Source organism: Streptococcus bouchesdurhonensis (genome assembly GCF_948472335.1).
Genome location: NZ_CAOKTW010000002.1, coordinates 459,449 through 482,797, shown reverse-complemented (window position 1 = coordinate 482,797; position 23,349 = coordinate 459,449). Strand labels below are relative to the sequence as shown.

Below are 23,349 nucleotides of genomic sequence, written 5' to 3'. Positions count from 1 at the left end.
CCCTAAGCCTTTTTTATTTCTTGCCAAGTAATAATAGCCTGTGCATTGGTAGCCCCGTCGCTTGTAATCTCATGCTTGCTTTCCAGTCCAGTCCTTTCAACAGCCGATGTAATAAACCCACCTGGTCGAACTTCCTTGACATACTTGAGATTGATTTTCTTGGGAATATAGTGGGTCAAAAAGTCCGCTCCCATGACCTCAAAAATCCAATCCAAGTATTTACTGTTATTGACATGACCATTCATATCCAAGTCGTAAAAACGGACATGGTAATCCTTGCTAATTGGATTTTCCAAGAACTCATACTTTGGCCCGCGGATAAGCTTTTTATTAAATTCAGACTGGTAAGGAGCCACAATCTCAGGTTCGACAGCATGGATTTTTCGACTGTCTCGGTCCATGAGAACAAAGGTCGCCATCATGTGGATGAGTTCCTGACCTGCTTCATCATAAATGGTAAAGCGACGGTAGCAAAAGAGCAGATTGTAGCTCAGGGCTTCCGTTTCGATGGTAATTTCTTCCGCAAAACGAGGCAAACGAACCACCTCAATATCGTATTCTGTGATAATCCAGACCAGATTATGCTCTTCTAAAATGGCCTTATCACTAACTCCCAGTTCAATCGACTGCATCCCTGAAACTTGTAGGGAGCAAAATCACATCTGGAAGTTTGATATGACCGTTCATGTCAGCCATATCAAAAGGAATTTTCATTTTCATTTGATAAGTTAAGCCCATCATCCTACTCCAAAATAAATCGTTCTGCTACGGTGTCTCCTAAGAAGAGACCTCTTTTTGTCATGCGAACTCGGTCACCCTCTATTTGCATGAGACCCTGTTGAACCAAGTCTCTGACAATTTCTCCATAAAGTCCATCAAAAGAGCATCCAAATTTTTCCTCAAATCGCGCCATAGAGACCCCTGATTTCTTGCGGAGTCCCAGGAACATTTCTTCTTCCATTTGCTCTTTTTGGCTCAGGTACTCCTCTGTGATACGAGCATTGCCTTCCTCAACTGCACTGAGATAATGGCGAATGGGACCATGGTTTTTATAGCGAATACCATTGACATAACCAGAGGCCCCAGCACCGATGCCATAGTATTCAGCATTATCCCAGTACATGAGATTATGACGACTTTCAAAGTAAGGTTTGGAGAAATTAGAAATCTCATAATGCTCAAAGCCTGCTCGCTCAAGCTCAGTGATGATGTACTCAAACATCTCAGCTTCCAGCTCCTCCTTAGGCAGAGGCAATTTTCCTCGCCGCATGCGGTTCATAAAGACCGTATGGTTTTCTAAAATCAAACTATACAAACTCATATGGGGAATATCCAGTCCAATGGCTTTAGCCACATTTTCCTTTACTTGCTCCATGGTCTGACCAGGCAGCGCATAAATCAAATCAATGGAGATGTTGTCAAAACCAGCCAGTTTCAGGCGATCGATATTTTCATAAATATCCTTCTCCAAATGACTGCGCCCAATCTTTTTCAACATCTTATCATCAAAGGTCTGGACACCTAGCGAAACACGATTGACAGCCGAATTTTTCAAAACAGCTATCTTATCCGCATCCAAATCTCCTGGATTGGCTTCAATGGTCAACTCTTCCAAGGCAGACAAGTCCAAGTTTTTAGTCAAGCCATTCAGTAAAACCTCCAGTTGCGGAGCCGACAGGGCTGTCGGTGTTCCACCACCGATGTAGATGGTCCGCAACTTTTGAATATCATAAGAACGAAACTCTTCTAACAGATGCTCCAAATAGCTATCAACTGGCTGATTCTTGATAAAAACTTTTGAAAAATCACAATAATAACAAATCTGGGTACAAAATGGGATGTGCACATAGGCTGACGTTGGTTTTTTCTGCATAGTACTTATTATACCACAAAAGCGAACAATACTTAGAATTCCCTTTAACAAAATCCTAGCATTGTTCGCTTTCTTTATCTAAACATTCTTTGTATTTTATGACGAACACGATTCCCAGAACCAATCTAGTTTGTCTTTACAATACAAAAGAATGAATGTTCATTTGACTAAATTTTTAGTCTTCTTTTTCTTTCAAGAGCAAGTCCGAGACCGCCTAGCAGACCAAGAAGTCCTAGAGATGCAAGAGTCGCATTTGATTCTGTTCCTGTATTTGGCAATACATTTTGAGAATCATTTGACTTAGCTCCACTATCACTATCACTAGCATCTGTAGTATCTTCATGATTTTCATTCGGAGTAACTGCATCTGGAATTGGAGTTATTGGTGCAGGTGTATCTTGATCAGAACCTCCATTAGTAGCAGGTGTGACTGGAGTTGCTGGAGTGACTTTACCTGGTGTTACCTTAGCTGGTGTTGTTATATTATTAGCAATGTGTTCTGTGATATGACCGTCCTTTGAGTCTACATCATAAGTGGTTGTAGTAACTGTTTTACCTTTAGCTCCTTCAATACGTTCATTAGGTGTGTCAACTTCTCGTTCACCATCTCTAACATATCCAACTTCAGGTTCAATCGGGGTTTCTACTACTTTGTCCTTGGCTGCGACTTTGACGACTGTATTCGTTGGTTCTTTCGTTTTCCCATAAGTTAGCACGGTTGTTGGAGTTACCTTACCTGTTTCTGGATCAACTTCATAGGTAGTGGTCTCAATCACATCGCGACCTTCAGAATCTTTAGATTGTTCAACCTTAGTTTTAGCTCCTACTTTAACGATTGTCTTACCTGCTGGGGTGACGACTGGGGTGCCAACGTGTTCTGTGATATGACCGTCCTTTGAATCTACATCGTAAGTGGTTGTAGTAACTGTTTTACCTTTAGCTCCTTCAATACGTTCATTAGGTGTGTCAACTTCTCGTTCACCATCTCTAACATATTCAACTTCAGGTTCAATTGGTGTTTCTACTATTTTGTCCTTGGCTGCGACTTTGACTATTGTTGCTGTTGGATTTACTACTACTGGTTTTTCTACTGTTTCTGTAATAGCGCCTGTAGTAGAATCAACACTATATGTTGTTGTGATAGTACTTGAACCTGCTTGGCCTGCTTCTTCCACATTTGGTTGATTTTTGTCGCGTGTATCATCTTTCACATATTTCTTAGGTGATGAGATTTCTGTTTTTTCTACTTTGTCCTTGGCTGCGACTTTGACGACTGTATTCGTTGGTTCTTTCGTACGAACTGGTTTACCTTCACTTGCTGTAATCTTTCCAGTATTAGTGTCCACAGTGTAAGTTGTTGTGATAGTGTCTTCACCATCTTCACCTTTAACAGTAGTTGGGACTGTACCTTTTTCTTTCGTATCATCTTTTTCGTAAACTACTGGAGATGGTACTACCATCTTCTCAATCGTTAGTTCTTTCCTTGTCCCGTAAGTAGTTACTGTTGTAGAAGTTACCTTACCTGTTTTTGGATCAACTTCATAAGTTGTAGTGTTGATAACTTCACGACCTTGGTCATCCTTGCTACTCTCAACCTTAGTTTTAGCTCCAACCTTAACTATTGTTTTACCAGCTGGGGTGACCACTGGCTTACCAACCTGTTCTGTGACTGTTCCATTATTTGGATTAACGTCATACCTTGTAGTCGTTACAGATTTTCCTTTTGCTCCTTTTCTAGGCTTGTCTGGTGTACCGAAGTCACGAGTGTCATCTTTTTCATAAACCACTGTGGGCTCAATTGGTGTTTCTACTACTTTATCCTTAGCCGCGACTTTAACGATTGTTTCTGTTGGATTTACTATGACTGGATTTCCTTCATTTGGAGTAACTTCCCCACTGTTTGGATTTACTGTATAAGTCGTTGTGGTTGTCTTACTTCCAGCTTTTCCTGGGACAGTAATATTGTCTTGGCCTTTTTCGCGACTAATATCTTTTTCGTATGTTACTGGGGATGGGATTGTTTCTACTTCTACTTTATCCTTCGCTCCCACTTTTACAACTCTAGCTATTGGTAGAGTTACGACTTCTGGTTTGCCTTTTGATGGAGTTAGGGTTCCATTTACTGGATTTACGCTATAGGTTGTGGTGACTTTAGTTTTTCCTGATTTCCCTGGAAATTGAACGGTATTCGTACCTTTTGGACTGTTCACATCTTTTAAATAAACTGGTTTGGGTTCAACTGAATTATACTCAACTATATCCCTCGCGCCACCTCTATTGACTACTTCTTCCTTCTCAGTCGAAGTAAGACTGCCAGTTTTTGAGTTTACTGTGTAACTTGTTGTCTTCTTAACAACGTCGTCTCCTTTTTTAATGTATTCTACTTCATCCTTGGCTGCGACTTTGACAACTGTTTCTATTGCTTAAGTTGCTTAACTACTGGTTGTTCTATATGTGCAATCAGATCTCCAGTGTTAGGATTTACACTATAAGTTGTTGTTACTGTACTAGTACCTGAAGTACCAGCTGTTGTTACATTAGCTTCACCTTTAGCTCTTGTGGCATCTTTTTCATAACGTACACTTGGCTCAAGTTGGGTAACGACAACTGTAGATTTGGCTCCATCTTTCTTAAACACTTCATCAATTGTATTGTTAGTAATCTGTCCTGTATCGAGATCTTTCATACTCACAGTTATTGACTTAATGATGTCATCTCCGCGTTTACTATATACAACAGTTTCTCCAACTTTTTCTACAGATTTAACTGTTGCAATGTTTTTATCTTGATAACCTGTCCCATCTAAGGAAATTCGTTTCCCAGATATAAACTCTGATCGTCTATTAATCATATCAGCTTCAAAATAAGAACGTGAACTGTGACCTCCACTGGTTCGTCCAACATTTATAACAACATCACTATCATTGCTGACGCCTTTTCTTATCGCCAAATCATTATCAACAATATAATGAGTCATTTTACCAGACTTGGCTATTTTTTTGCTATCTAAACCTTTTTGCCAAAATTCACGACTGGAAAGCAAATTGGTCACAACTTTTGGAGCATTAAAGGTTGTGCCTTTTTTTAATACATTATTATAAACGTTTCTATAAGCCAACTGTTCTTTAGGAGACATGACTCTGCTGTCAGAATATGCCAACTGATAAGCTTCAACCATTGCCCGTTGTACTAAATATCCTCCTAAAGAATGACCTGTCAAATAAAGATTAGTAATACTCTTATCTTTAGCTAGTTCATGCATAATATTTTCTGCATCTATCCCTTGTTGAGGATTGCTTCCTAATCCAAGTGTTATATCAGCTCCTATATCTTTCGCATCACTTGTTCCACGAAAGGCTAATACTTGTGCAGTTCCATTTGGTAAATATAAGAAATCACTCTTCGTTTCATACAAGACAGCATCTAGTCCACTGGAGGTATGGTAACTTTTCTTCCTTTCCCAATAAGGCCCCAATTCCTTATTCATCATCATATACTCATAACGTGGTTTACTGTCACCATTCTTTTTATATAACTCTGACTCTGTTAAGGGTCTCTTATGATCCAGCACTCTATCAATATAATTATCATCACGGTAGGATAATTCCATGAACATAATCATATCGCGCTCACTTACATTCCATTTTAATTTTTCATCTGGCTTTTCTTTACTGTCAATAATACCATCACCGTCAGTATCTTCTAATAAGGGATGACTATTATAACCTACATACTTTTTCCCACCTTTTTCATAAATATAAAGTTCTTCTTTATCCTTCAAGTAATCATCATCTGTATAGGCTTCTGGACTTAACTTAGAGCCGTTTAACAATAAACTATCAAGCTTATTACCTTCTGAACCGATTACTCCTGCTTTTATTTGCTTAGCATACTCATCAGTTAATTCATACTTTTTAACCTCGGAAGGATTTGATGCTGCTCTCACCGCTGGAGTGCTTGATCTGTCTTCACCCGCCACGAAATCCCTTGTGGTCAAGCTATTATTATTTTCCTTATTCCCAGATCTGACGGGTTCTGTAGTCCTTGTAGATCCTATTGGAACATCTCTGGTATCTAACTCAGAAGAAGGATTATTTTGATTATCTAGTATAGGTTGAACTTCTTCTCTTTTATCCACAGAAGATGGAGAATTTTCCGTAGAAGCAAGTACTCCCTGGGATGGTGTAAACAAAGCAATGCCTATTAATACAGAAGCCACTCCAACAGAAAACTTTCGAATCGAAAAACATTGACGTTTATTAAAAATATCTTTCATTTTACCAACTTTCTTTCTAGCTATTTTTTACAAAATAGAGAGTTCTACTATTTTCCCTTGACAAAATACTAAACCCTTTCTTGACTAAAATTTTAGAACTTTTCCTCTGCTTGATTATAAACTACCACATTGATTTCTAATCATAAAAAAATGAATTGCTTAATATTAATAAAATATCAGTAAAATATAAAAAATGTAAATATTTCACTTTCAACACTGCCATTATACCATAATACTCAATGAAAATCAAAAAACGCATAATATCAGGCCTTGAAAAACCTTGATACTATGCGTTTGATTATGGGAAGATCTACTTCATTTTCTCCTAGAATTGAGTTTTTGCCCAGTCTCATCAAATCTAGATTTTTTCTTCTTTGATATCAATCACAATCTCTTCTGATTCATCAAGAATTTCGGCCTTTTCTTGCCATTGCTCTTTGAGATTATTGAATCGATATTTTGATACTTCTGTCGCTTGACGAGCACATGATTTGGCTTGAGCAAGGACGCTGTCCACAGTGATTTCACCCGACTCAACCTGTTCTTTGGTTTTAAGAACAAAATCTGTAGCCTGCTCCTTGACTTCTGTCAGTTTTTCACAGACCTGCTCCTTGGCATACTCTGGATTTTCTCTCAAATCATCCAGAAAATCTTGAGCCTGACTGCAAACTTGTTTGCCCTTGTCGCTTGTTAAAAACAAGGCAAGAGCTGCACCTGAAACGGTTCCTAAAAGGATTGAGGATAATTTACCCATAAGGATTCTCCTTTTTTATTTTTTTAAAAATTTACTTGCAAGACGAAGAGCTGATAAACTTGCCCCAGTCTTGAGTGTTTTTGAACCAGCTGATGAAGCTTTCTTGCTCAAGACACGCGCATGGTCATTGAGGTCTGAAACAGATAGAGATAAATCTGCAACAGCACTAAAGAGTGGATCAATCGTTGCCACCTTGACATTAATATCATCTGCCAAGACATTGATCTTAGACAGCAATTCATTGGTATGATGCAAGGTCACATCCACATCTGAAGTCAAGGTTTTAATCGTCTTCTCTGTTTCATCGATAACACGGCCAAGCTTTTGTACAGTAATGATTAGATACACTAAAAATACAATCAAAGCAAGGGCAACAAAAATATATGCAACTTCTAACATTTAGTTTTCCTCCTCTGTAACATAGTAAGGGGCCTTCTTTCGATTTTGATATAGAATGATAAAAATACCCAGTCCGATAAGGACAACTGATAGCCATTGAGACACTCGAAGGCCAAAGAACATGAGACTATCTGTTCGCATGCCTTCGATGACCATACGACCGAAACCATACCAAATCAAGTAAAAGGCCGTGATATGACCTCGTCTGAGACTTTTCCATTTTCGTCTAAAAATCAGAATCAAGGCAAATCCAAGTAGATTCCATAGGGACTCATAAAGAAAGGTCGGCTGACGGTAGCTCCCCTCAATATACATCTGGTCACGAATAAAGACAGGTAGATAATCCAAATTATCCACTGCTGCACCATAAGCTTCTTGGTTAAAGAAATTGCCCCAGCGACCCAAACTTTGGGCAATCATGACGCTAGGCGCCGCAATATCTAGAAAATCCCAAGTGTTAATGAGTTTACGATCAGCAAAGATATAGAGTACAAGTGCCCCAGTTATCAAACCACCGTAAATGGCCAAACCACCATTCCAAATGGCAAAAATCTCTCCCAAATTCTGACTATAATAATCAAAACGGAAAATGACATAGTAGAGACGAGCTCCTAAAATAGCCAAGGGAAAGGCTATCAAGATAAAATCTAAAATATCGTCTGGTATGATCTTCTTTCTAGGCGCTTCTTTCATGGTCAAATAAACCGCAAGAATCAAACCTGTAACAATACACAAGGCATACCAACGAATGGCTAGAGGGCCTAGTTGAATAGCAATTGGATCAAGCATTAGGCACCTCATTTCGAGCGATGAGACTTGTCAGTCGTTCTTCGAACAAACGGGTCGCATCAAAGCCCATTTCCTTGGCACGATAATTCATGGCAGCTGCCTCAATCACGACAGAAATATTACGACCTGTTTTAACTGGAATGCGGATACGAGGAATGGCTACGCCAGAAATTTCTATTTCCTCTGCATTGTTTCCAAGACGATCAAAAGTCTTATGTGTATCATAGTTTTCCAAATAGACAGCAAGTTGAACCTGTGAAGAATCCTTGACGGCACTGGCACCGTAGAGGCTCATGACATCGATAATCCCAACCCCACGAATTTCAATCAGGTGTCTCAAGATTTCAGCTTAGGTTCACCCCAAAGAGTAATCTCATCCTTGGCAAAGATATCGACCGGTCATCAGCTACCAAGCGGTGACCACGTTTGACAAGTTCCAGACCTGTCTCACTCTTACCAATTCCACTATCTCCCTGAATCAAGACGCCCATCCCATAGATATCCATCAAAACCCCATGAACACTGGTACGTTCTGCCAAACGAGAATCCAGATAGCTAGATAACTCTCCAGATAAACGACTTGTCGCTGTACGGCTGGTTAAAATAGCAATCTTACATTCTCTGGCTGCTTTTAACATCTCCTCTGGAACCACCAAACCACGGGCAACAATGACCGCTGGTGTCTCAGGTAGAAACATTTTTTTCAAAACTTCATAACGGCTGTTGGAAGGCATGCTGATCAGATAAGACCACTCCTTCATCCCCAAAAGTTGAATCCGCTCTGGCGTGTAGTAGTCAAAATAACCTGTCATTTCAAGACCAGGTCGCGTAATATCTGCTGTATTGATTTCCTTTTCAAGCAATTCTGGTTCGCCATAGACAATGTCTAGTCTAAGCTTTTCAATCACTTCTTTTACTAAAACCGACATCATTTCCTCCTTCAATCGAGTTCTTCTCTCTATTATATCAAATTGTAGGAGGAAGTTTCAGATTTTTGCAGGCTTTGGAGTATTTATTTATACTCAATGAAAATCAAAGAGCAAACTAGGAAACTAGCCACAGGCTGCTCAAAACACCGTTTTGAGGTTGTAGATGGAACTGACGAAGTCAGCTCAAAGCACTGCTTTGAGGTTGTAGATGAAACTGACGAAGTCAGTAACCATATCTACGGCAAGGGACGTTGACGTGGTTTGAAGAGATTTTCGAAGAGTATTAAAAGAAAAAGGACTAGATTTCTCTAGCCTTTCATTTCAATTAGAATTTTTTACGTTTACGAGCTGCTTCTGATTTACGTTTACGTTTTACAGAAGGTTTTTCATAGAATTCACGTTTGCGTGTTTCTTGAAGAGTACCAGCTTTAGTAACCGCACGTTTGAAACGACGAAGTGCGTCGTAAAGAGATTCATTCTTACGTACTACTGTTTTAGACATTTTTTTCACTCCCTTCAAGTTCAATATCTATTTTATTCTACACGTAAAAGGAATAATTGTCAAGCAAAAATGCGGTTTAATTTTGATTTTTTCTTCCATTTATACAAGAGTTGAAAGCGTTCAACAGAACATTGCTTTTTATTTTTCAAGTAAGCTAAGCGCTTCAGCATCCGCAATAATGGTCACATCAGGGTGATTTTGGAGACTACTTGCAGGTAGATTCTCAGTCACTGGGCCAGACACTGTTCGGCAATGGCTTCTGCTTTCGACTCACCGTAGGCAAAGAGAAGGATTGACTTGGCATCCAAGATGTTCTTAATCCCCATTGAAATAGCTTGGGTTGGGACGTCTTCAATCTTGTCAAAAAAGCGCGCATTGGCTTCAATAGTAGACTGGTCAAGTTCTACTAGATGCGTTTGACTGTCAAATGGAGTACCAGGCTCATTAAAGCCGATATGCCCATTGCGACCGATTCCCAAGATTTGCAGGTCAACTGGATGGTCAGCCAAAATTTGGTTGTAGCGTTCAACTTCAGCTTCAGCATGATCCTTAACACCACGAGGCAAGAAACTTTCTTTAAATGGTTTTTGGTTGAACAAGTTTTCTTGCATGAAGTGACGGTAAGACTGTGGATTGTCGCCATCAAGGCCTACATACTCATCAAGGTTGACACTGGTTAGATTTGAAAAATCGAGGTCACTTTCAACAATTTCCTTATAAAATTCAAGTGGACTACTTCCTGTCGCAAGCCCTAAGGTTTGAGCGCCATTGGCTAATTTTTCCTTCAAAATCTCAAAAGCAACTTTTCCACCTTCGATTTGGTTTTCAACTTTAATAACTTTCATCTTTTCATCCTCCATTTCTATCTATTTTTATTATATGGTATAGACCAATTTTTGTCAAGTGAAAACGATTTAATTTCTAAAAAAAGAGCGTCTATACTTGAAACATGTTATAATGGATAGGATTAGAACTTAGAAAGAATGAACAGATATATGAATACAGCTGATTTTGACTTCCACTTACCTGAGGAATTGATTGCCCAAACACCCCTTGAAAAACGAGATGCCTCTAAACTCCTCATCGTCAACCGTGAGACAGGAAAAATGCAGGACAAACACTTCCACTCCATTATTGATATGCTGGAACCTGGTGATGCCCTCGTTATGAACGACACCCGCGTTCTCCCTGCCCGCCTCTATGGTCAAAAGGAAGAAACTGGAGGCCATGTGGAACTTCTCCTGCTCAAAATACTGCTGGAGATGAGTGGGAAGTTCTGGCTAAACCTGCCAAACGCCTCAAGGTCGGTACTCGTATCAGCTTTGGTGATGGTCGCCTCAGCGCTGTCATTACAGAAGAATTGACCCACGGAGGCCGCATTGTCCGCTTCGAATACCACGGAATTTTCCTAGAAGTTTTGGAAAGTCTGGGAGAAATGCCATTACCACCTTATATCCATGAAAAACTAGATGACCGTGAACGCTATCAAACCGTTTACGCCAAGGAAAGTGGCTCTGCTGCTGCACCGACTGCTGGTCTTCACTTCACCAAAGAACTGTTGGCAGAAATCCAAGCTAAGGGTGTTCATCTAGTCTATCTGACTCTCCATGTCGGACTCGGTACCTTTAGGCCCGTTTCTGTTGATAATCTGGACGAACACGAAATGCACTCAGAATTCTACCAACTTTCTGAGGAAGCTGCTGCCACCCTTCGCTCTGTTAAGGAAAATGGTGGTCGCGTCATCGCTGTCGGAACCACTTCTATCCGCACCTTGGAGACCATTGGTTCCAAGTTTGATGGGCAAATCCAAGCAGATTCTGGCTGGACCAATATCTTTATCAAACCTGGATATGAATGGAAGGTTGTTGATGCCTTCTCAACTAACTTCCACCTGCCAAAATCAACTCTGGTCATGTTAGTTTCTGCCTTTGCTGGCCGCGAATTAGTCTTAGATGCCTACCACCATGCCATCCAAGAACACTACCGCTTCTTTAGTTTTGGCGATGCCATGTTTATTTATTGAGAAAGAATTTCTCTAAATCTTCTAATACCAATAAATCGCTAAGATATTATTTCAAAGAACATCTACAATTGAAACTCTAGCTAGCTGTAGAGGACGCCTAGTACATTGAAATTAAAATGCTTCCCCCTAGCTTCGAAAATATTGCCATATATTGCGTTGACTCTCCAAATTGATTCATCTATATTTTATTTCAGCTTCCTATATTTTCTTCGCTGTTTGTAAATCAAAATGCAAGACACATGAGTAGCACCTATTTGTTACTCTTATCTGTCCTCTCAAGAGACTATTATGAGTTGTTTCAGAATCATTCACTACTTTGACCCTGACTCTCCTTAGTCTCAAAATCAAAGACTTATACTCTTCGAAAATCTCTTCAAACCGCGTCAGCTTCATCCACAACCTCAAAACAGGGCTTTGAGCAACCTGCGGCTAGTTTGCTCTTTGATTTTCATTGAGTATTAAACAAAAAGTGAACAAACCTGAATTCTAATGTACAGAAGACTAGGTTTGTTCACTTTTTTATAGTCGCTATAAGATGAGCTTATCTATAGCTTTTTATACATAATTATATATCCAGACATACTATTATCAATTGTGTCGCAGGGAGGAATCTGTTAACGCACCCATTCACCATTATCATTGACTCTATAGCCATCTATACTTGTATTGATCGCTAGCTCACCCGATGCATTTACATAATACCATTTACTGCCAACTTGGAACCATTGATTGGCTTTCATAGAACCGTTGCTGTTGAGGTAGTACCATGAACCATTATTTTGTAGCCAACCTATCTCCATAGAACCATTATCGTTGAGATAGTACCATGAACCATCAACTTGCTCCCAACCTGTTGCCATGGAACCGTTAGAGTTGAGATAGTACCATGAACCATTCACTTGTGCCCAACCTGTTGCCATGGAACCGTTAGAGTTGAGATAGTACCATGAACCATTCACTTGTGCCCAACCTGTTGCCATGGAACCGTTAGAGTTGAGGTAGTACCATGAACCATTCACTTGTACCCAACCCGTTACCATGGAACCGTTAGTATTATAAAAATACCACATACCATTTTCTTGTTTCCAGCCTGTTGTTGCAGCAACTGGTTTAGCTGGTTCTAATGCTGAATCTGTTCCTTGATTAGATGTAACAGATACAGGATACGAAGGAATAGATGACTTCTTAGGAACAACAACTTTTTCAGGTTCTCTCGTCCCTCTCCTTATACGTCTTTTTACCATCTCTTTAGTAATTTGACGAGAAGTAGTTTCTTCAATTGTTCCATCACGTTCATCTACAGTATAGATTGTAGTAAGCGTAATTTCACCAATTTCTCCTGCTTCTTCTATTTCTTGACCTTTATCAAGAGTTGAGTCATCGAGATATTCTGTTTCGATTGGAATTTCTTGGACAAGAACTTGGGGCTTGGTTCCTTTTTTAACAACTCTTGTTTGAGAGTCTTCTTTTTGACTTAAAGTACTCTCAGTTACTTGTCCACTCTTTCCATCTACATCATAAGTTATCGTTGTAACTGTTTTCCCATTCTTTCCTAGAGTAATCTCTTGCTCCTGTCCTGCAGAAAGGTCATTGTCTGCTTCATATTTAGTAGCAAATGGAACAAGAACTTCTTCAACCTTGCTTTTGGCTGGAACTTTGATAACTGTATCCGTAGCTTCTTTTCTATCAACAGTAACCTTTTCGCTAACCTTACCAGTCTCTGGATTAACATCGTAGGTTCTTGTCGTGGTTACATAGCCATCCTCTCCGTCAACCATCTCAATAGAAGCTCCTCGGTCTCTAGTCTCATCTTTTTCATAACGGATGACACTTGTAGGAAGGACTTCGCGGTCAACCTTGCTTTTGGCTGGAACTTTGATAACTGTATCCGTGGCTTCTTTTCTATCAACAGTAACCTTTTCGCTAACCTTACCAGTCTCTGGATTAACATCGTAGGTCGTCGTTGTGGTTACATAGCCATCTTCTCCGTCAACCATCTCAATAGAAGCTCCTCGGTCTCTAGTCTCATCTTTTTCATAACGGATGACACTTGTAGGCAGAACTTCACGCTCAACCTTGCTTTTAGCTGGAACTTTGATAACTGTATCCGTGGCTTCTTTTTCTCTACGGTAACCTTTTCGGTAACATGACCATTCTCTGGATTAACATCGTAGGTCGTTGTCGTGGTTATAGTTCCGTCCTCTCCGTCAATTGTAACAGGATTTTCACTACGGTCTTTTGTTTCATCTTTTTCAAAACGGATAACACTTGTAGGCAGAACTTCACGCTCAACCTTGCTTTTGGCTGGAACTTTGATAACTGTGTCTGTCGGTTCTTTTCTATCTACAGTAACCTTTTCTGTGACCTTACCAGTCTCTGGATTAACATCGTAGGTCCTTGTCGTGGTTACATAGCCATCCTCTCCATCAACCATCTCAATAGAAGCTCCTCGGTCTCTACTCTCATCTTTTTCATAACGGATGATACCTGTAGGCAGAACTTCACGCTCAACCTTGCTTTGGGCTGGAACTTTGATAACTGTGTCTGTCGGTTCTTTTCTGTCTACAGTAACCTTTTCTGTGACCTTACCAGTCTCTGGATTAACATCGTAGGTCCTTGTCGTGGTTACATAGCCATCCTCTCCGTCAGTTGTAATAGGATTTTCACTACGGTCTTTTGTTTCATCTTTTTCAAAACGGATGACACTTGTAGGCAGAACTTCACGCTCAACCTTGCTTTGGGCTGGAACTTTGATAACTGTGTCTGTCGGTTCTTTTCTGTCTACAGTAACCTTTTCTGTGACCTTACCAGTCTCTGGATTAACATCGTAGGTCCTTGTCGTGGTTACATAGCCATCCTCTCCGTCAGTTGTAATAGGATTTTCACTACGGTCTTTTGTTTCATCTTTTTCAAAACGGATAACACTTGTAGGCAGAACTTCACGCTCAACCTTGCTTTTGGCTGGAACTTTGATAACTGTGTCTGTCGGTTCTTTTCTGTCTACAGTAAGCTTTTCTGTGACCTTACCAGTCTCTGAATTAACATCGTAGGTCCTTGTCGTGGTTATAGTTCCGTCCTCTCCGTCAATTGTAACAGGATTTTCACTACGGTCTTTAGTTTCATCTTTTTCAAAACGAATAACACTTGTAGGAAGAACTTCACGCTCAACCTTGCTTTTAGCTGGAACTTTGATAACTGTATCCGTGGCTTCTTTTTTCTCTACGGTAACCTTTTCGGTAACATGACCAGTTTCTGGATTGACATCGTAGGTCGTCGTCGTGATTACATAGCCATCCTCTCCGTCAATTGTAACAGGATTTTCACTACGAGCTTTACTTTCATCTTTTTCAAAACGGATATTTGTACTTTTTTCGGTGATGTGTTTTTCTACCTTATCTTTAGCTGCAACTTTATAGATAATATCCTTTGATTCTTTTTCAATGGTAGATGTTGTTTCTCTAATTGTTACTTCACCTGTTTTATCATTTACATCATATGTTGTAGTGATTTTTCTAAGTCCATCTTCTCCATCACTTTCTGTTAAAACATTACTTCCAACAGGGCGAGTGTCATCTTTTATATATCTAATAGTAGAGTTAATCGTTTCGGTAACTACAGTAGGCTTTGTTCCCACTTTTATTATTTCTGTTTGAGGTTGAAGAATAACAACGTCAGATTTCTCGCTGACTAACTGTAAAGTTGTAGACGAATATGTTTTTACGGTAGCTTTTATTCCTTTTTTACCAGGTGTTTTTGTTTCTTGCGTTCCTTTAGGAAGATTGTCATCTCTTTCGTATATTGTTTCATAGGGGATATCTTTTCGGTTATCTTGGGTTTCAAAAGTATCCTCCAATTCACTGGTCACATCTGCCCCATCAGCATGAACAAAACTTGTATTCAGGATTCCTCCTAAAAATAAAGTTAGCCCGATTATCACAGAACCAAAAATCTTCCCGAGTTTACGTAATGCATAGCGCTTATTAGCATTAGATTTTGCCATTACATCCTCCTTCTAAAAATTACTACTTCTAGTATAGCATCTTTTTTGGTAAATGTTAAACAATATGTTTCATACATCAAATAAACTTAGAATGCCAATTATTATATTTACAATAAATAGTTGACTTCGATGGAAACAGAAAAAATTCACTAGTCTTCCCTACTTATACCATAATAAATAAGATCCGCAAGATAGCCTTTTCTCTCTACACCATTAACAATGGTTTTTAGATAGGACATTCCAGCCTTCTCCATGACACGACCTGAAGCTGGGTTGGGACTGGCATATCGAGCTCTGACCTTTTGAAAACCTACTTGAGTAAAACAAAAGTCCAAGACAGCTTTTAAGGCCTCTGTCATAAGACCACGACCCCAATAGTTTTTTCCTAAAATATAGCCAATTTCACAAGAAGAATTGTTCTCATCTATTGCAACGATGCTGATATCTCCTATCACTTGCTCTGGGTTTTCTTTGAGACAAATAGCCCATTTGTAATAGTTGGGATTAGTATAGGAAGCAACCCAGTTACAAATCGAATTTCGAGTCACCTCGACATCAGGATGGGGATCCCAGGTAACATAGGTCAGATTCTCAGCGGATGAAGCCCAATTTTGAAACATAGCTTCTGAATCACTCTCCACAAATCTTCTTAAAATCAAACGTTCTGTCTGTAATATTTGCGTACCGATAGCTTTCATGATGCTACCTCACTTCCTTATTTCTATGCTCGTAGTAAAAAGGCTCAACTCAGTAACAGCTAGAAAACGAGTTTGTCTTCTAATTTCTTGACGCAGTCGCTGCCTGGTTTGAAATGCGCTCTAGCAAGCTTTTTCAAACCTAGTCATCGTTGCAGGGGTAAGACGATGAAATCGAACTCTTCGAGTTACCGAATCTGCCTCATTTTCTTATTTCTAAACTCGGGGTTCAAGATCCCCCAGACCTACTCTCACTTTTTTATTTCAAGGTGAGAGGCTGAAAACCTCCACTGGAGGTTTTTCTTGCTTTTTAATTTCAGGGCAAGAAGCTAAAAAGATCCCCCGGACCTTTTCACTCCCAAAAGTCATCAAATACGGTGATGGGTAGGTGGCGTTTATGTTGGCCTTTGTGCCACCAGTTTTCGATTCTTGCTTGGGCTTCTGGGCTGATTGTTTTGCCTTCTAGGTAGTCGTCAATCTCTTCATAAGTGACTCCGAGGGCTACTTCGTCAGCTAGACCTGGTTTATCTTCTTCTAGGTCTGCTGTTGGGATTTTTTCATAAAGTGCTGGGTCTGCACCAAGTTCCTTCAAAAGTTGTTTTCCTTGGCGTTTATTGAGGCGATAAAGAGGGAGAATATCTGCACCCCCGTCACCAAACTTGGTAAAGAAACCTGTGATATTTTCCGCAGCATGGTCTGTTCCAATGACCGCTCCGCTATGGGCACCAGCAAGGGCATACTGAGCAATCATACGGCAACGAGCCTTGATATTGCCCTTGTTAAAATCTGAAACAAGATTACCTGTCGCTTCAACTGCAGCTGTCATAGCGTCAGCTGATTCCTTAATATTGACGACTAAACTGACATCAGGCTGGATAAAGGCTAGTGCTTTTTGAGCATCTGCTTCATCAGCTTGCACTCCATATGGCAAACGAACAGCGATAAATTTGTAGCTGTCGTCTCCCGTTTCTGCTCGCAATTCTTCCATGGCCAGTTGAGCCAATCGTCCTGCTAAGGTTGAGTCTTGTCCTCCAGAAATCCCTAGCACAAAGGTTTTAAGAAAGGGATGTTTTTTCAGGTATCTTTTTAAGAAATCAATAGAACGACGGATTTCTTCCTGGGAATCAATCACTGGTTTGACACCCAGCTCTTGGATAATCGTTTCTTGCAAACTCATTCTTCTTCTCCTTCACCAAGGGCTTCCTTGCGCATCTTATCAATCAAGTCCATCTTATCTTGCCATACATCACGCGCCAAATCCACTGGATAGTGCTGCGGATTGAGCACGCGCTTGTATTCATCCCAAAGCTTGTCAAATTCCTTACGAGCATAGTCCTGAATCTCAGTTAAGCTAGGCAGGTTGTAAATCAATTTCCCGTCTTTGAAGATATCCACTAAGAGAGGAACAGCGTCAAAATTACGAACCGTCTTCTTGATGTAAGTATAGGTCGGATGGAACATCTTGATTTCTGTCATGCTGGCAACATCTACGCCGTCATAAGTGATATAATCGCCTTCTGACTTGCCTTTTTCACGACTGGTAATGCGCCACACCTGCTTCTTACCTGGCGTAGACACTTTTTCAGCATTATTTGACAGCTTAATCGTATTGCGCATGTTCCCATTTTCATCTTCGATTGCCACAATCTTATAAACTGCACCAAGAGCTGGTTGGTCATAGGCTGTAATCAGCTTAGTTCCCACACCCCAGACATCAATCTTGGCCTTTTGCATCTTGAGGTTGAGGATAGTATTTTCATCTAGGTCATTTGAAGCATAAATCTTAGCTTCTGTAAAGCCAGCCTCGTCCAATTGCTGACGGACTTTCTTGGAAATGTAGGCAATATCCCCAGAGTCAATGCGGACACCAAGGAAATTAATCTGGTCACCCAGCTCACGCGCCACCTGAATGGCAGCGGGTACCCCAATTCGAAGTGTGTCATAGGTATCCACAAGAAAGACGCAATTTTTATGGGTCGCAGCGTAAGCCTTGAAAGCTTCATAGTCATTGCCATAAACCTGTACCAAGGCATGGGCATGGGTTCCCAAAACAGGAATGTCAAAGAGCTTACCCGCACGCACGTTGCTGGTTCCATTGGCGCCACCAATCACCGCTGCGCGTGTTCCCCAGATGGCCGCATCCATTTCTTGAGCCCGACGTGTCCCAAACTCCATCAAGGGTTCATCTTCGATAACCGAACGAATACGAGCTGCCTTGGTCGCTACCAAGGTCTGGTAGTTGACGATGTTCAAAAGAGCCGTTTCGACCAACTGACATTGGGCTAGAGGGCCTTCCACCTGCACAATAGGCTCATTAGCAAAAACCAAGTCCCCTTCTTGGGCAGAACGAACGGCCAACTCCAACTTGAAATTGCGAAGATAGTCCAAGAATGCCCCATGATAGCCTAGCGACTCCAAATAGGCAATATCACTATCTGAAAAACACAAGTCTTCAAGATAATTCACAATTCTTTCCAAACCTGCAAAAACCGCATAGCCGTTCTTAAAAGGCTGTTGACGGAAATACACCTCAAAGACCGCCTTCTTATTGTGAATCCCTTGGTCAAAGTAAACCTGCATCATGTTGATCTGGTACAAGTCCGTGTGCAATGTCAAACTATCATCTGGATACATACTTTTCCTACTTCCTTAGCTAGAAACCCATGAAAATTTTCAAGAACTTTCATGTATTCCAATAAATTAGTACTATTATATCACATTTTAGCTGGATTGAGAAAAGAGTAACAAGCTATTCACCACTCTCCAATTCATCCATATCTTGTTCAAACTTTTTCTGAGCCCATTCTCCATAGCTCTTCAGACCGAGATTGCCAATAAAGACCCAGGGAAGGTAAATGACATAAGTAATTGCCCAAGCAGACAGGTATTTAACGTTCAAAGGATTGTGCTGATAAATTTCTATGTTGAATTGATAATTCTGCAACATCAAAAGAGCCGTAATCGCCAAGGTTAGGAAAAAACAACCCAAAATCGTAAAATGAAAACGACTATAGTAGGTCACTCCCAGATAACGGGCACGATTGAAAAAGAAGAAAATTCCTACTATCAGAATATAGACTAGAAAATTCGGATTAAAAAGAGAGGGAGCTAATACAGCCACCAAATAGCTTAGAAGAACAAGCCCAATGAAGAGGGTAAAAATTCTGCCCCAGCTTTATTGATTAGTTGTTCTTCTCTTTCGTCAAGTAATTGATAATGAATGAATTTATTTACCATCTTCTTCCTCCCAAAATAGTTGGTCTAGGGTTTTCCCTAAACATCTGCAAATGGACTGGCAGAGCGAGAGACTGGGATTGTATTTCCCCGCCTCTATCAAACCAATAGTCTGGCGCGTCACCCCCACAGCCTCTGCCAGTTGACCTTGAGTTAAATCAAGCTCTACACGAGCTAATTTTAATTTTAAATTTTTAGCCAAGCTGTCCTCCTTATAGTTTTAATACTCATCTACTCTTAAAAAATCCAAAACCAACACAAGCTGTCAACTATTTATTATAACCCCATTAATTAGCACTCCAGTATTATCTTCAGCCGAAAATCAGTATTTTAGGTTGTTTGAAATAAACTTCCTAGTTTACTCTTTTATTTTTATTTAGTATTAGCTTTAGTAGGATCTTTTAAACGAGTTTTTATTGCTTATATTTCTTGTTTAGTTTAGTTGGTTTCATATCACTATTATATAATGCTTTTGGAAATGAGCCTAGTATAAGTCAAAAACGTGTTGAATAGTGAAAGCAGGAGCATACCAAGATGACTGATTTTTTTATTGTATTTTAGGTATGCAAAATAATACTAAATGAAACTAAAATGAATACTTCTTGCTTTTCTTAAGAGTGAAAAAGTACAATAAAATGATTGTAGTGATTACCACAAGATACTGACTAATAGACATCGTATTTGAAGCCACAAATACAGGTAAAGAATAAAAAGGAAGAAGTTCAATTGCTTTGATAAACAAATCATTACTAGTATTCATCATCATCGTATTTAATATATTAGGGATAAAGAGTAGTAAAGCTACTAAAATACCAAATACCAAGCCACTTTTCAATTTGTATAAATAGAAAATGTAAGATAATAGAAAATAAAACAGGACTAACAAAATTGTATTGACTACAATAGCTACTATAAAATCTAATCCTAAATCACCTGGAATACCCAATTTACTTACTATGACTAGTAACACAATGCCATTCAAAGCATAAATAATGGAAACTGAGATGGCATATAGAAAATTAGACAAGACGTAAATCATCCGATTCTTCTGTTGATTATAAAACAAACTTACCGTATTGTGGGAAAAATCTCTACTAATGACTCGATTAGCATGTATAACAGCCATTAACATACCGAGCATAGCATAAAAGTTTGAAATATGCTTAATACCAAGCGATGTCCCTTGAGTCTTTAGAATAAAGAATGTAACCAATATCGGCGGTATAAACGAGATAAGCAAACCGAGATATATTACGCCTGATGAATATAAATTTCTTATATTTTCCTTAAGAAAATTCAATTTATTTAATTTCATGATGATAACCTTCCTTTATTTTGAACGATTTAGATAAATATCTTTAAGCGTCTCTTTTTTAGTTTCAAAATCAACTACTTTAATAGAGTTTTCGTTAAAAAATTTAAAAAGCTCACTACTTTGAATATTCCCAGACATAGTAATTCTCAGTCCCTCTTCCTGAACAATATCCCCAAATTCTTGTTTGGTAATGAAAATGTCTCTATCTGTAGCTGATGAAAAAGCTATCTCAAACAAGAAATTATGACTATCTTTTCCTACTTTTTGAAATGTCAAAAGCCCGTTCTCCAAGAAAAGAACCCTCTCACAAATTTCTTCAATATCTTCTAATTTATGACTCGATATTAAAATTCCCACATTTTCATGTAAAGCTAAATTTTTTAGAACCGATAAAACTATTTGTGATGATTCAATATCTAAACCATTAGTCGGTTCATCTAAAATCAATATATCAGGTTCCGTAACGAGAGTTAGAAGCAAAGCTAATTTTTGTTTTGTACCCAAAGAATAGGTCTTTACTTTTTTATTAATAGACTGAGTCAAATCTAACTCTTGAATCAAACTTCTAAATCTTTCTTGATTGTAGTCAACACCATATAAATTTGACAAATATTTTAAATTCTCTAAACCTGTTTTAGATAAAAATAATTTTGGTTCTTCAATTAAATACCCAACATTATCACTGCTTATAATATTACCTGAAGTCGGTTGATTATTCTGACCAAGAATTTTCATCAACGTACTCTTACCAACTCCATTTCTCCCTACTAGACCAACAATTTCACCCTTATTAAGTGCGAAATTTATATCTTTGAGAATGATTGAATGACCATAATGCTTACTTACATTTATAACTTCCATTTTTTATTCCTCCATTAATATTCTTGGTTTTCTCTTTGATTCTCATTAATTTTAAAAAGTTGCGCCTCTTTTTAACAACATTATATCATATATCTAACTTAATGCAATATATAAATGTCATTTTGTAAAATTTTATTAACAAAAAAACTCTCTACCACAAAAAGATAGAGAGTTTTTAGTTTAAATATATAATTTCAAAATATCGACGGCATCGCTTCTTTGTTTAATTTGATAGGCTTTGGATACCTAAGCTCCGACTTTATCACTTAAAAAATAAAAAAGGACAGCTAATCCCTTGCACATCAAGGGATTTCGCCATTCTTTAATCTCGTTTAAGTGTTGTATATGGAGCTTTGCATAATTTTTTAAAACTAAACAACTACATTAAGCACGAACTGTGACGCTGGTTCCATCTTCCTTATAAAGATTGATGAGACCCTCTTTAAGAGCTCGAACCATGTCTCCAGCTTGAACAGGTTGTGGGACTTTGATTGTCAAGAGTTCCATTGGATTTGGAGCGCGATCGATTTTATTGCCTTTGGCATCGTGAAAATCCTCAATATAGGTTTCAAAATGACGGAAACCTGGGCCATAAAACTCAACTTGGTCGCCTTCGTTAATAACGTTCCGTTGACGAATAGTTGCTGTTTGTGTCACATCATCATAAGAAACCACTTCAGCGACAAATTTATACTCAGGAATTTTACGACGAGCACCAAATAACTGCTCATTTTCAGATGGTGTACCATAATAAAAACCTGTTGCTAATTCACGTTGGGCAACCTTCCACATCTCGTCCACCAAGTCTTGTTTGATAGCTTCAAACTTTTCAGGACTTTCAAGATATGCATCCACAGCCGCCTTGTAGCAGTTGGTTACTGTTGATACGTAGTGAATAGACTTCATACGTCCTTCGATTTTTAGACTGTCCACACCATTTTCAATCATATCTGGGATATGGTCAATCATGGACATATCAACGGCTGACATTGAAAATTCTTCTGGAATCTCACCCTTCAAACTATTACGTTCTTTCCCAAATGGCATATCGTAAAGGTCGTATTTCCAACGGCAGGACTGAGAACATCCACCACGGTTGGCATCACGCATACTCATGTGGTTTGAAAGAGTACAACGACCAGAGTATGAAATACACATAGCTCCATGGACAAATGCTTCAATCTCAACATCTGTACGTTTGCGAATTTCAGCTAATTCTTCCATCGAAACCTCACGCGCCAAAACGACACGAGTCAAGCCCAGTTCTTTCCAAAATTCAAGTGTTTCATAGTTAGTGGCACTTGCTTGGGTAGAGAGGTGAATTTCAAGACCTGGTGCTTCTGTCGCTGCAATCATAATCAAGGCTGGGTCAGACACGATAACTGCTGCAATCCCGATATCACGCAGTTTACGGAACCACTCACCAGCACCAGCTTCATTTCCTTCGTGCATAACCATATTAGCCGCTACATAGACCTTGGCACCATACTTGGCCGCAAACTGGACACCTTCTTCCATTTGTTCAAAGGTAAAGTTACCTGCACGGCTACGAAGACCATAGGCCTGACCACCGATAAAGACAGCATCTGCCCCATACTGAACAGCTACCTTTAGCTTCTCCAAAGTCCCTGCAGGTGATAAAACCTCAGGACGTTTTAATGTTTTTGTCATGTTTTCTCCTATTTGCAATATAAAAGTT

15 protein-coding genes and 6 pseudogenes are annotated in these 23,349 nt (G+C 39.3%); 2 read left to right on the top strand and 19 right to left on the bottom strand.

All coding sequences use genetic code 11. The features are described 5' to 3' along the window. Positions 1 to 2 precede the first annotated feature (2 nt). From QMQ21_RS05325 to hprK, 8 genes and pseudogenes are all read right to left on the bottom strand, one after another. A pseudogene (locus QMQ21_RS05325) lies at positions 3 to 738 on the bottom strand (acyl-ACP thioesterase domain-containing protein). A gap of 4 nt (positions 739 to 742) precedes the next feature. Beyond that, positions 743 to 1,873 (bottom strand): radical SAM family heme chaperone HemW, encoded by a 1,131-nt coding sequence (hemW, locus tag QMQ21_RS05320; RefSeq protein WP_261814036.1) that lies wholly within the window; start codon positions 1,871 to 1,873, stop codon positions 743 to 745. A gap of 167 nt (positions 1,874 to 2,040) precedes the next feature. Further along, complete coding sequence (locus QMQ21_RS19585; RefSeq protein WP_261814035.1) at positions 2,041 to 4,083, bottom strand: LPXTG cell wall anchor domain-containing protein; 2,043 nt, start codon at positions 4,081 to 4,083, stop codon at positions 2,041 to 2,043. 206 nt (positions 4,084 to 4,289) lie between these two features. After that, a complete protein-coding gene (locus QMQ21_RS19580; protein WP_261814034.1) occupies positions 4,290 to 6,149 on the bottom strand; it encodes a YSIRK-type signal peptide-containing protein in 1,860 nt (619 codons plus the stop codon). Between the two features lie 358 nt (positions 6,150 to 6,507). Further along, complete coding sequence (locus tag QMQ21_RS05305; RefSeq protein ID WP_000517395.1) at positions 6,508 to 6,903, bottom strand: YtxH domain-containing protein; 396 nt, start codon at positions 6,901 to 6,903, stop codon at positions 6,508 to 6,510. A 15-nt stretch (positions 6,904 to 6,918) separates the two neighbouring features. Further along, positions 6,919 to 7,302 carry a DUF948 domain-containing protein gene (locus QMQ21_RS05300; protein ID WP_000895020.1) on the bottom strand — a complete coding sequence of 128 codons (384 nt, stop codon included), beginning with the start codon at positions 7,300 to 7,302 and terminating at the stop codon, positions 6,919 to 6,921. After that, positions 7,303 to 8,091 carry a prolipoprotein diacylglyceryl transferase gene (gene lgt / locus QMQ21_RS05295; protein ID WP_000886657.1) on the bottom strand — a complete coding sequence of 263 codons (789 nt, stop codon included), beginning with the start codon at positions 8,089 to 8,091 and terminating at the stop codon, positions 7,303 to 7,305. After that, positions 8,084 to 9,020 (bottom strand): annotated as a pseudogene (gene hprK, locus QMQ21_RS05290) (HPr(Ser) kinase/phosphatase). Before hprK ends, lgt begins: the two are co-directional and overlap by 8 nt. A gap of 96 nt (positions 9,021 to 9,116) precedes the next feature. Between hprK and QMQ21_RS05285 the strand changes: the two are divergent. Then, on the top strand, positions 9,117 to 9,275 hold the full coding sequence (locus QMQ21_RS05285) for a hypothetical protein (RefSeq protein ID WP_261814031.1): 159 nt from the start codon (positions 9,117 to 9,119) through the stop codon (positions 9,273 to 9,275). 70 nt (positions 9,276 to 9,345) lie between these two features. Here QMQ21_RS05285 and rpsU read toward each other — a convergent pair whose 3' ends face one another. Further along, positions 9,346 to 9,522, bottom strand: coding sequence for a 30S ribosomal protein S21 (gene rpsU / locus QMQ21_RS05280; RefSeq protein WP_261814030.1), 177 nt, complete (start codon positions 9,520 to 9,522; stop codon positions 9,346 to 9,348). 138 nt (positions 9,523 to 9,660) lie between these two features. Next, positions 9,661 to 10,367, bottom strand: a pseudogene (locus QMQ21_RS05275) (glucosamine-6-phosphate deaminase). 150 nt (positions 10,368 to 10,517) lie between these two features. Here QMQ21_RS05275 and queA point away from each other — a divergent pair. Beyond that, a pseudogene (queA, locus tag QMQ21_RS05265) lies at positions 10,518 to 11,545 on the top strand (tRNA preQ1(34) S-adenosylmethionine ribosyltransferase-isomerase QueA). A 614-nt stretch (positions 11,546 to 12,159) separates the two neighbouring features. Here queA and QMQ21_RS05260 read toward each other — a convergent pair. The 9 genes and pseudogenes from QMQ21_RS05260 to QMQ21_RS05220 all read right to left on the bottom strand — a co-directional run bounded on the left by QMQ21_RS05260 (position 12,160) and on the right by QMQ21_RS05220 (position 23,321). Next, positions 12,160 to 15,545 (bottom strand): annotated as a pseudogene (locus QMQ21_RS05260) (PspC-related protein choline-binding protein 1). Between the two features lie 149 nt (positions 15,546 to 15,694). Continuing rightward, positions 15,695 to 16,243, bottom strand: a complete 549-nt coding sequence (locus QMQ21_RS05255) for a GNAT family N-acetyltransferase (RefSeq protein WP_261814029.1) — start codon at positions 16,241 to 16,243, stop codon at positions 15,695 to 15,697. Between the two features lie 349 nt (positions 16,244 to 16,592). After that, entirely contained in the window at positions 16,593 to 17,417 is an 825-nt protein-coding gene (gene nadE / locus QMQ21_RS05250; RefSeq protein ID WP_050223550.1) for an ammonia-dependent NAD(+) synthetase, read from the bottom strand. After that, the gene (locus tag QMQ21_RS05245) at positions 17,414 to 18,874 is read right to left on the bottom strand and encodes a nicotinate phosphoribosyltransferase (RefSeq protein ID WP_261814028.1); all 1,461 of its coding nucleotides are present in this window, start codon (positions 18,872 to 18,874) and stop codon (positions 17,414 to 17,416) included. The genes nadE and QMQ21_RS05245 overlap by 4 nt, the downstream gene beginning before the upstream one ends. 115 nt (positions 18,875 to 18,989) lie before the next feature. Further along, positions 18,990 to 19,477 (bottom strand): annotated as a pseudogene (locus QMQ21_RS05240) (DUF6773 family protein). Beyond that, a complete protein-coding gene (locus tag QMQ21_RS05235) occupies positions 19,467 to 19,676 on the bottom strand; it encodes a helix-turn-helix transcriptional regulator (RefSeq protein ID WP_001107500.1) in 210 nt (69 codons plus the stop codon). The pseudogene QMQ21_RS05240 and the gene QMQ21_RS05235 overlap by 11 nt, the downstream one beginning before the upstream one ends. 384 nt (positions 19,677 to 20,060) lie before the next feature. Beyond that, positions 20,061 to 20,789: an ABC transporter permease gene (locus tag QMQ21_RS05230; RefSeq protein ID WP_000773490.1), complete on the bottom strand. Its 729-nt coding sequence runs from the start codon at positions 20,787 to 20,789 to the stop codon at positions 20,061 to 20,063. 15 nt (positions 20,790 to 20,804) lie between these two features. Further along, positions 20,805 to 21,650, bottom strand: coding sequence for an ABC transporter ATP-binding protein (locus QMQ21_RS05225; protein WP_261814026.1), 846 nt, complete (start codon positions 21,648 to 21,650; stop codon positions 20,805 to 20,807). A 384-nt stretch (positions 21,651 to 22,034) separates the two neighbouring features. Continuing rightward, positions 22,035 to 23,321: a peptidase U32 family protein gene (locus tag QMQ21_RS05220; RefSeq protein ID WP_050208602.1), complete on the bottom strand. Its 1,287-nt coding sequence runs from the start codon at positions 23,319 to 23,321 to the stop codon at positions 22,035 to 22,037. Between the last annotated feature and the right edge of the window lie 28 nt (positions 23,322 to 23,349).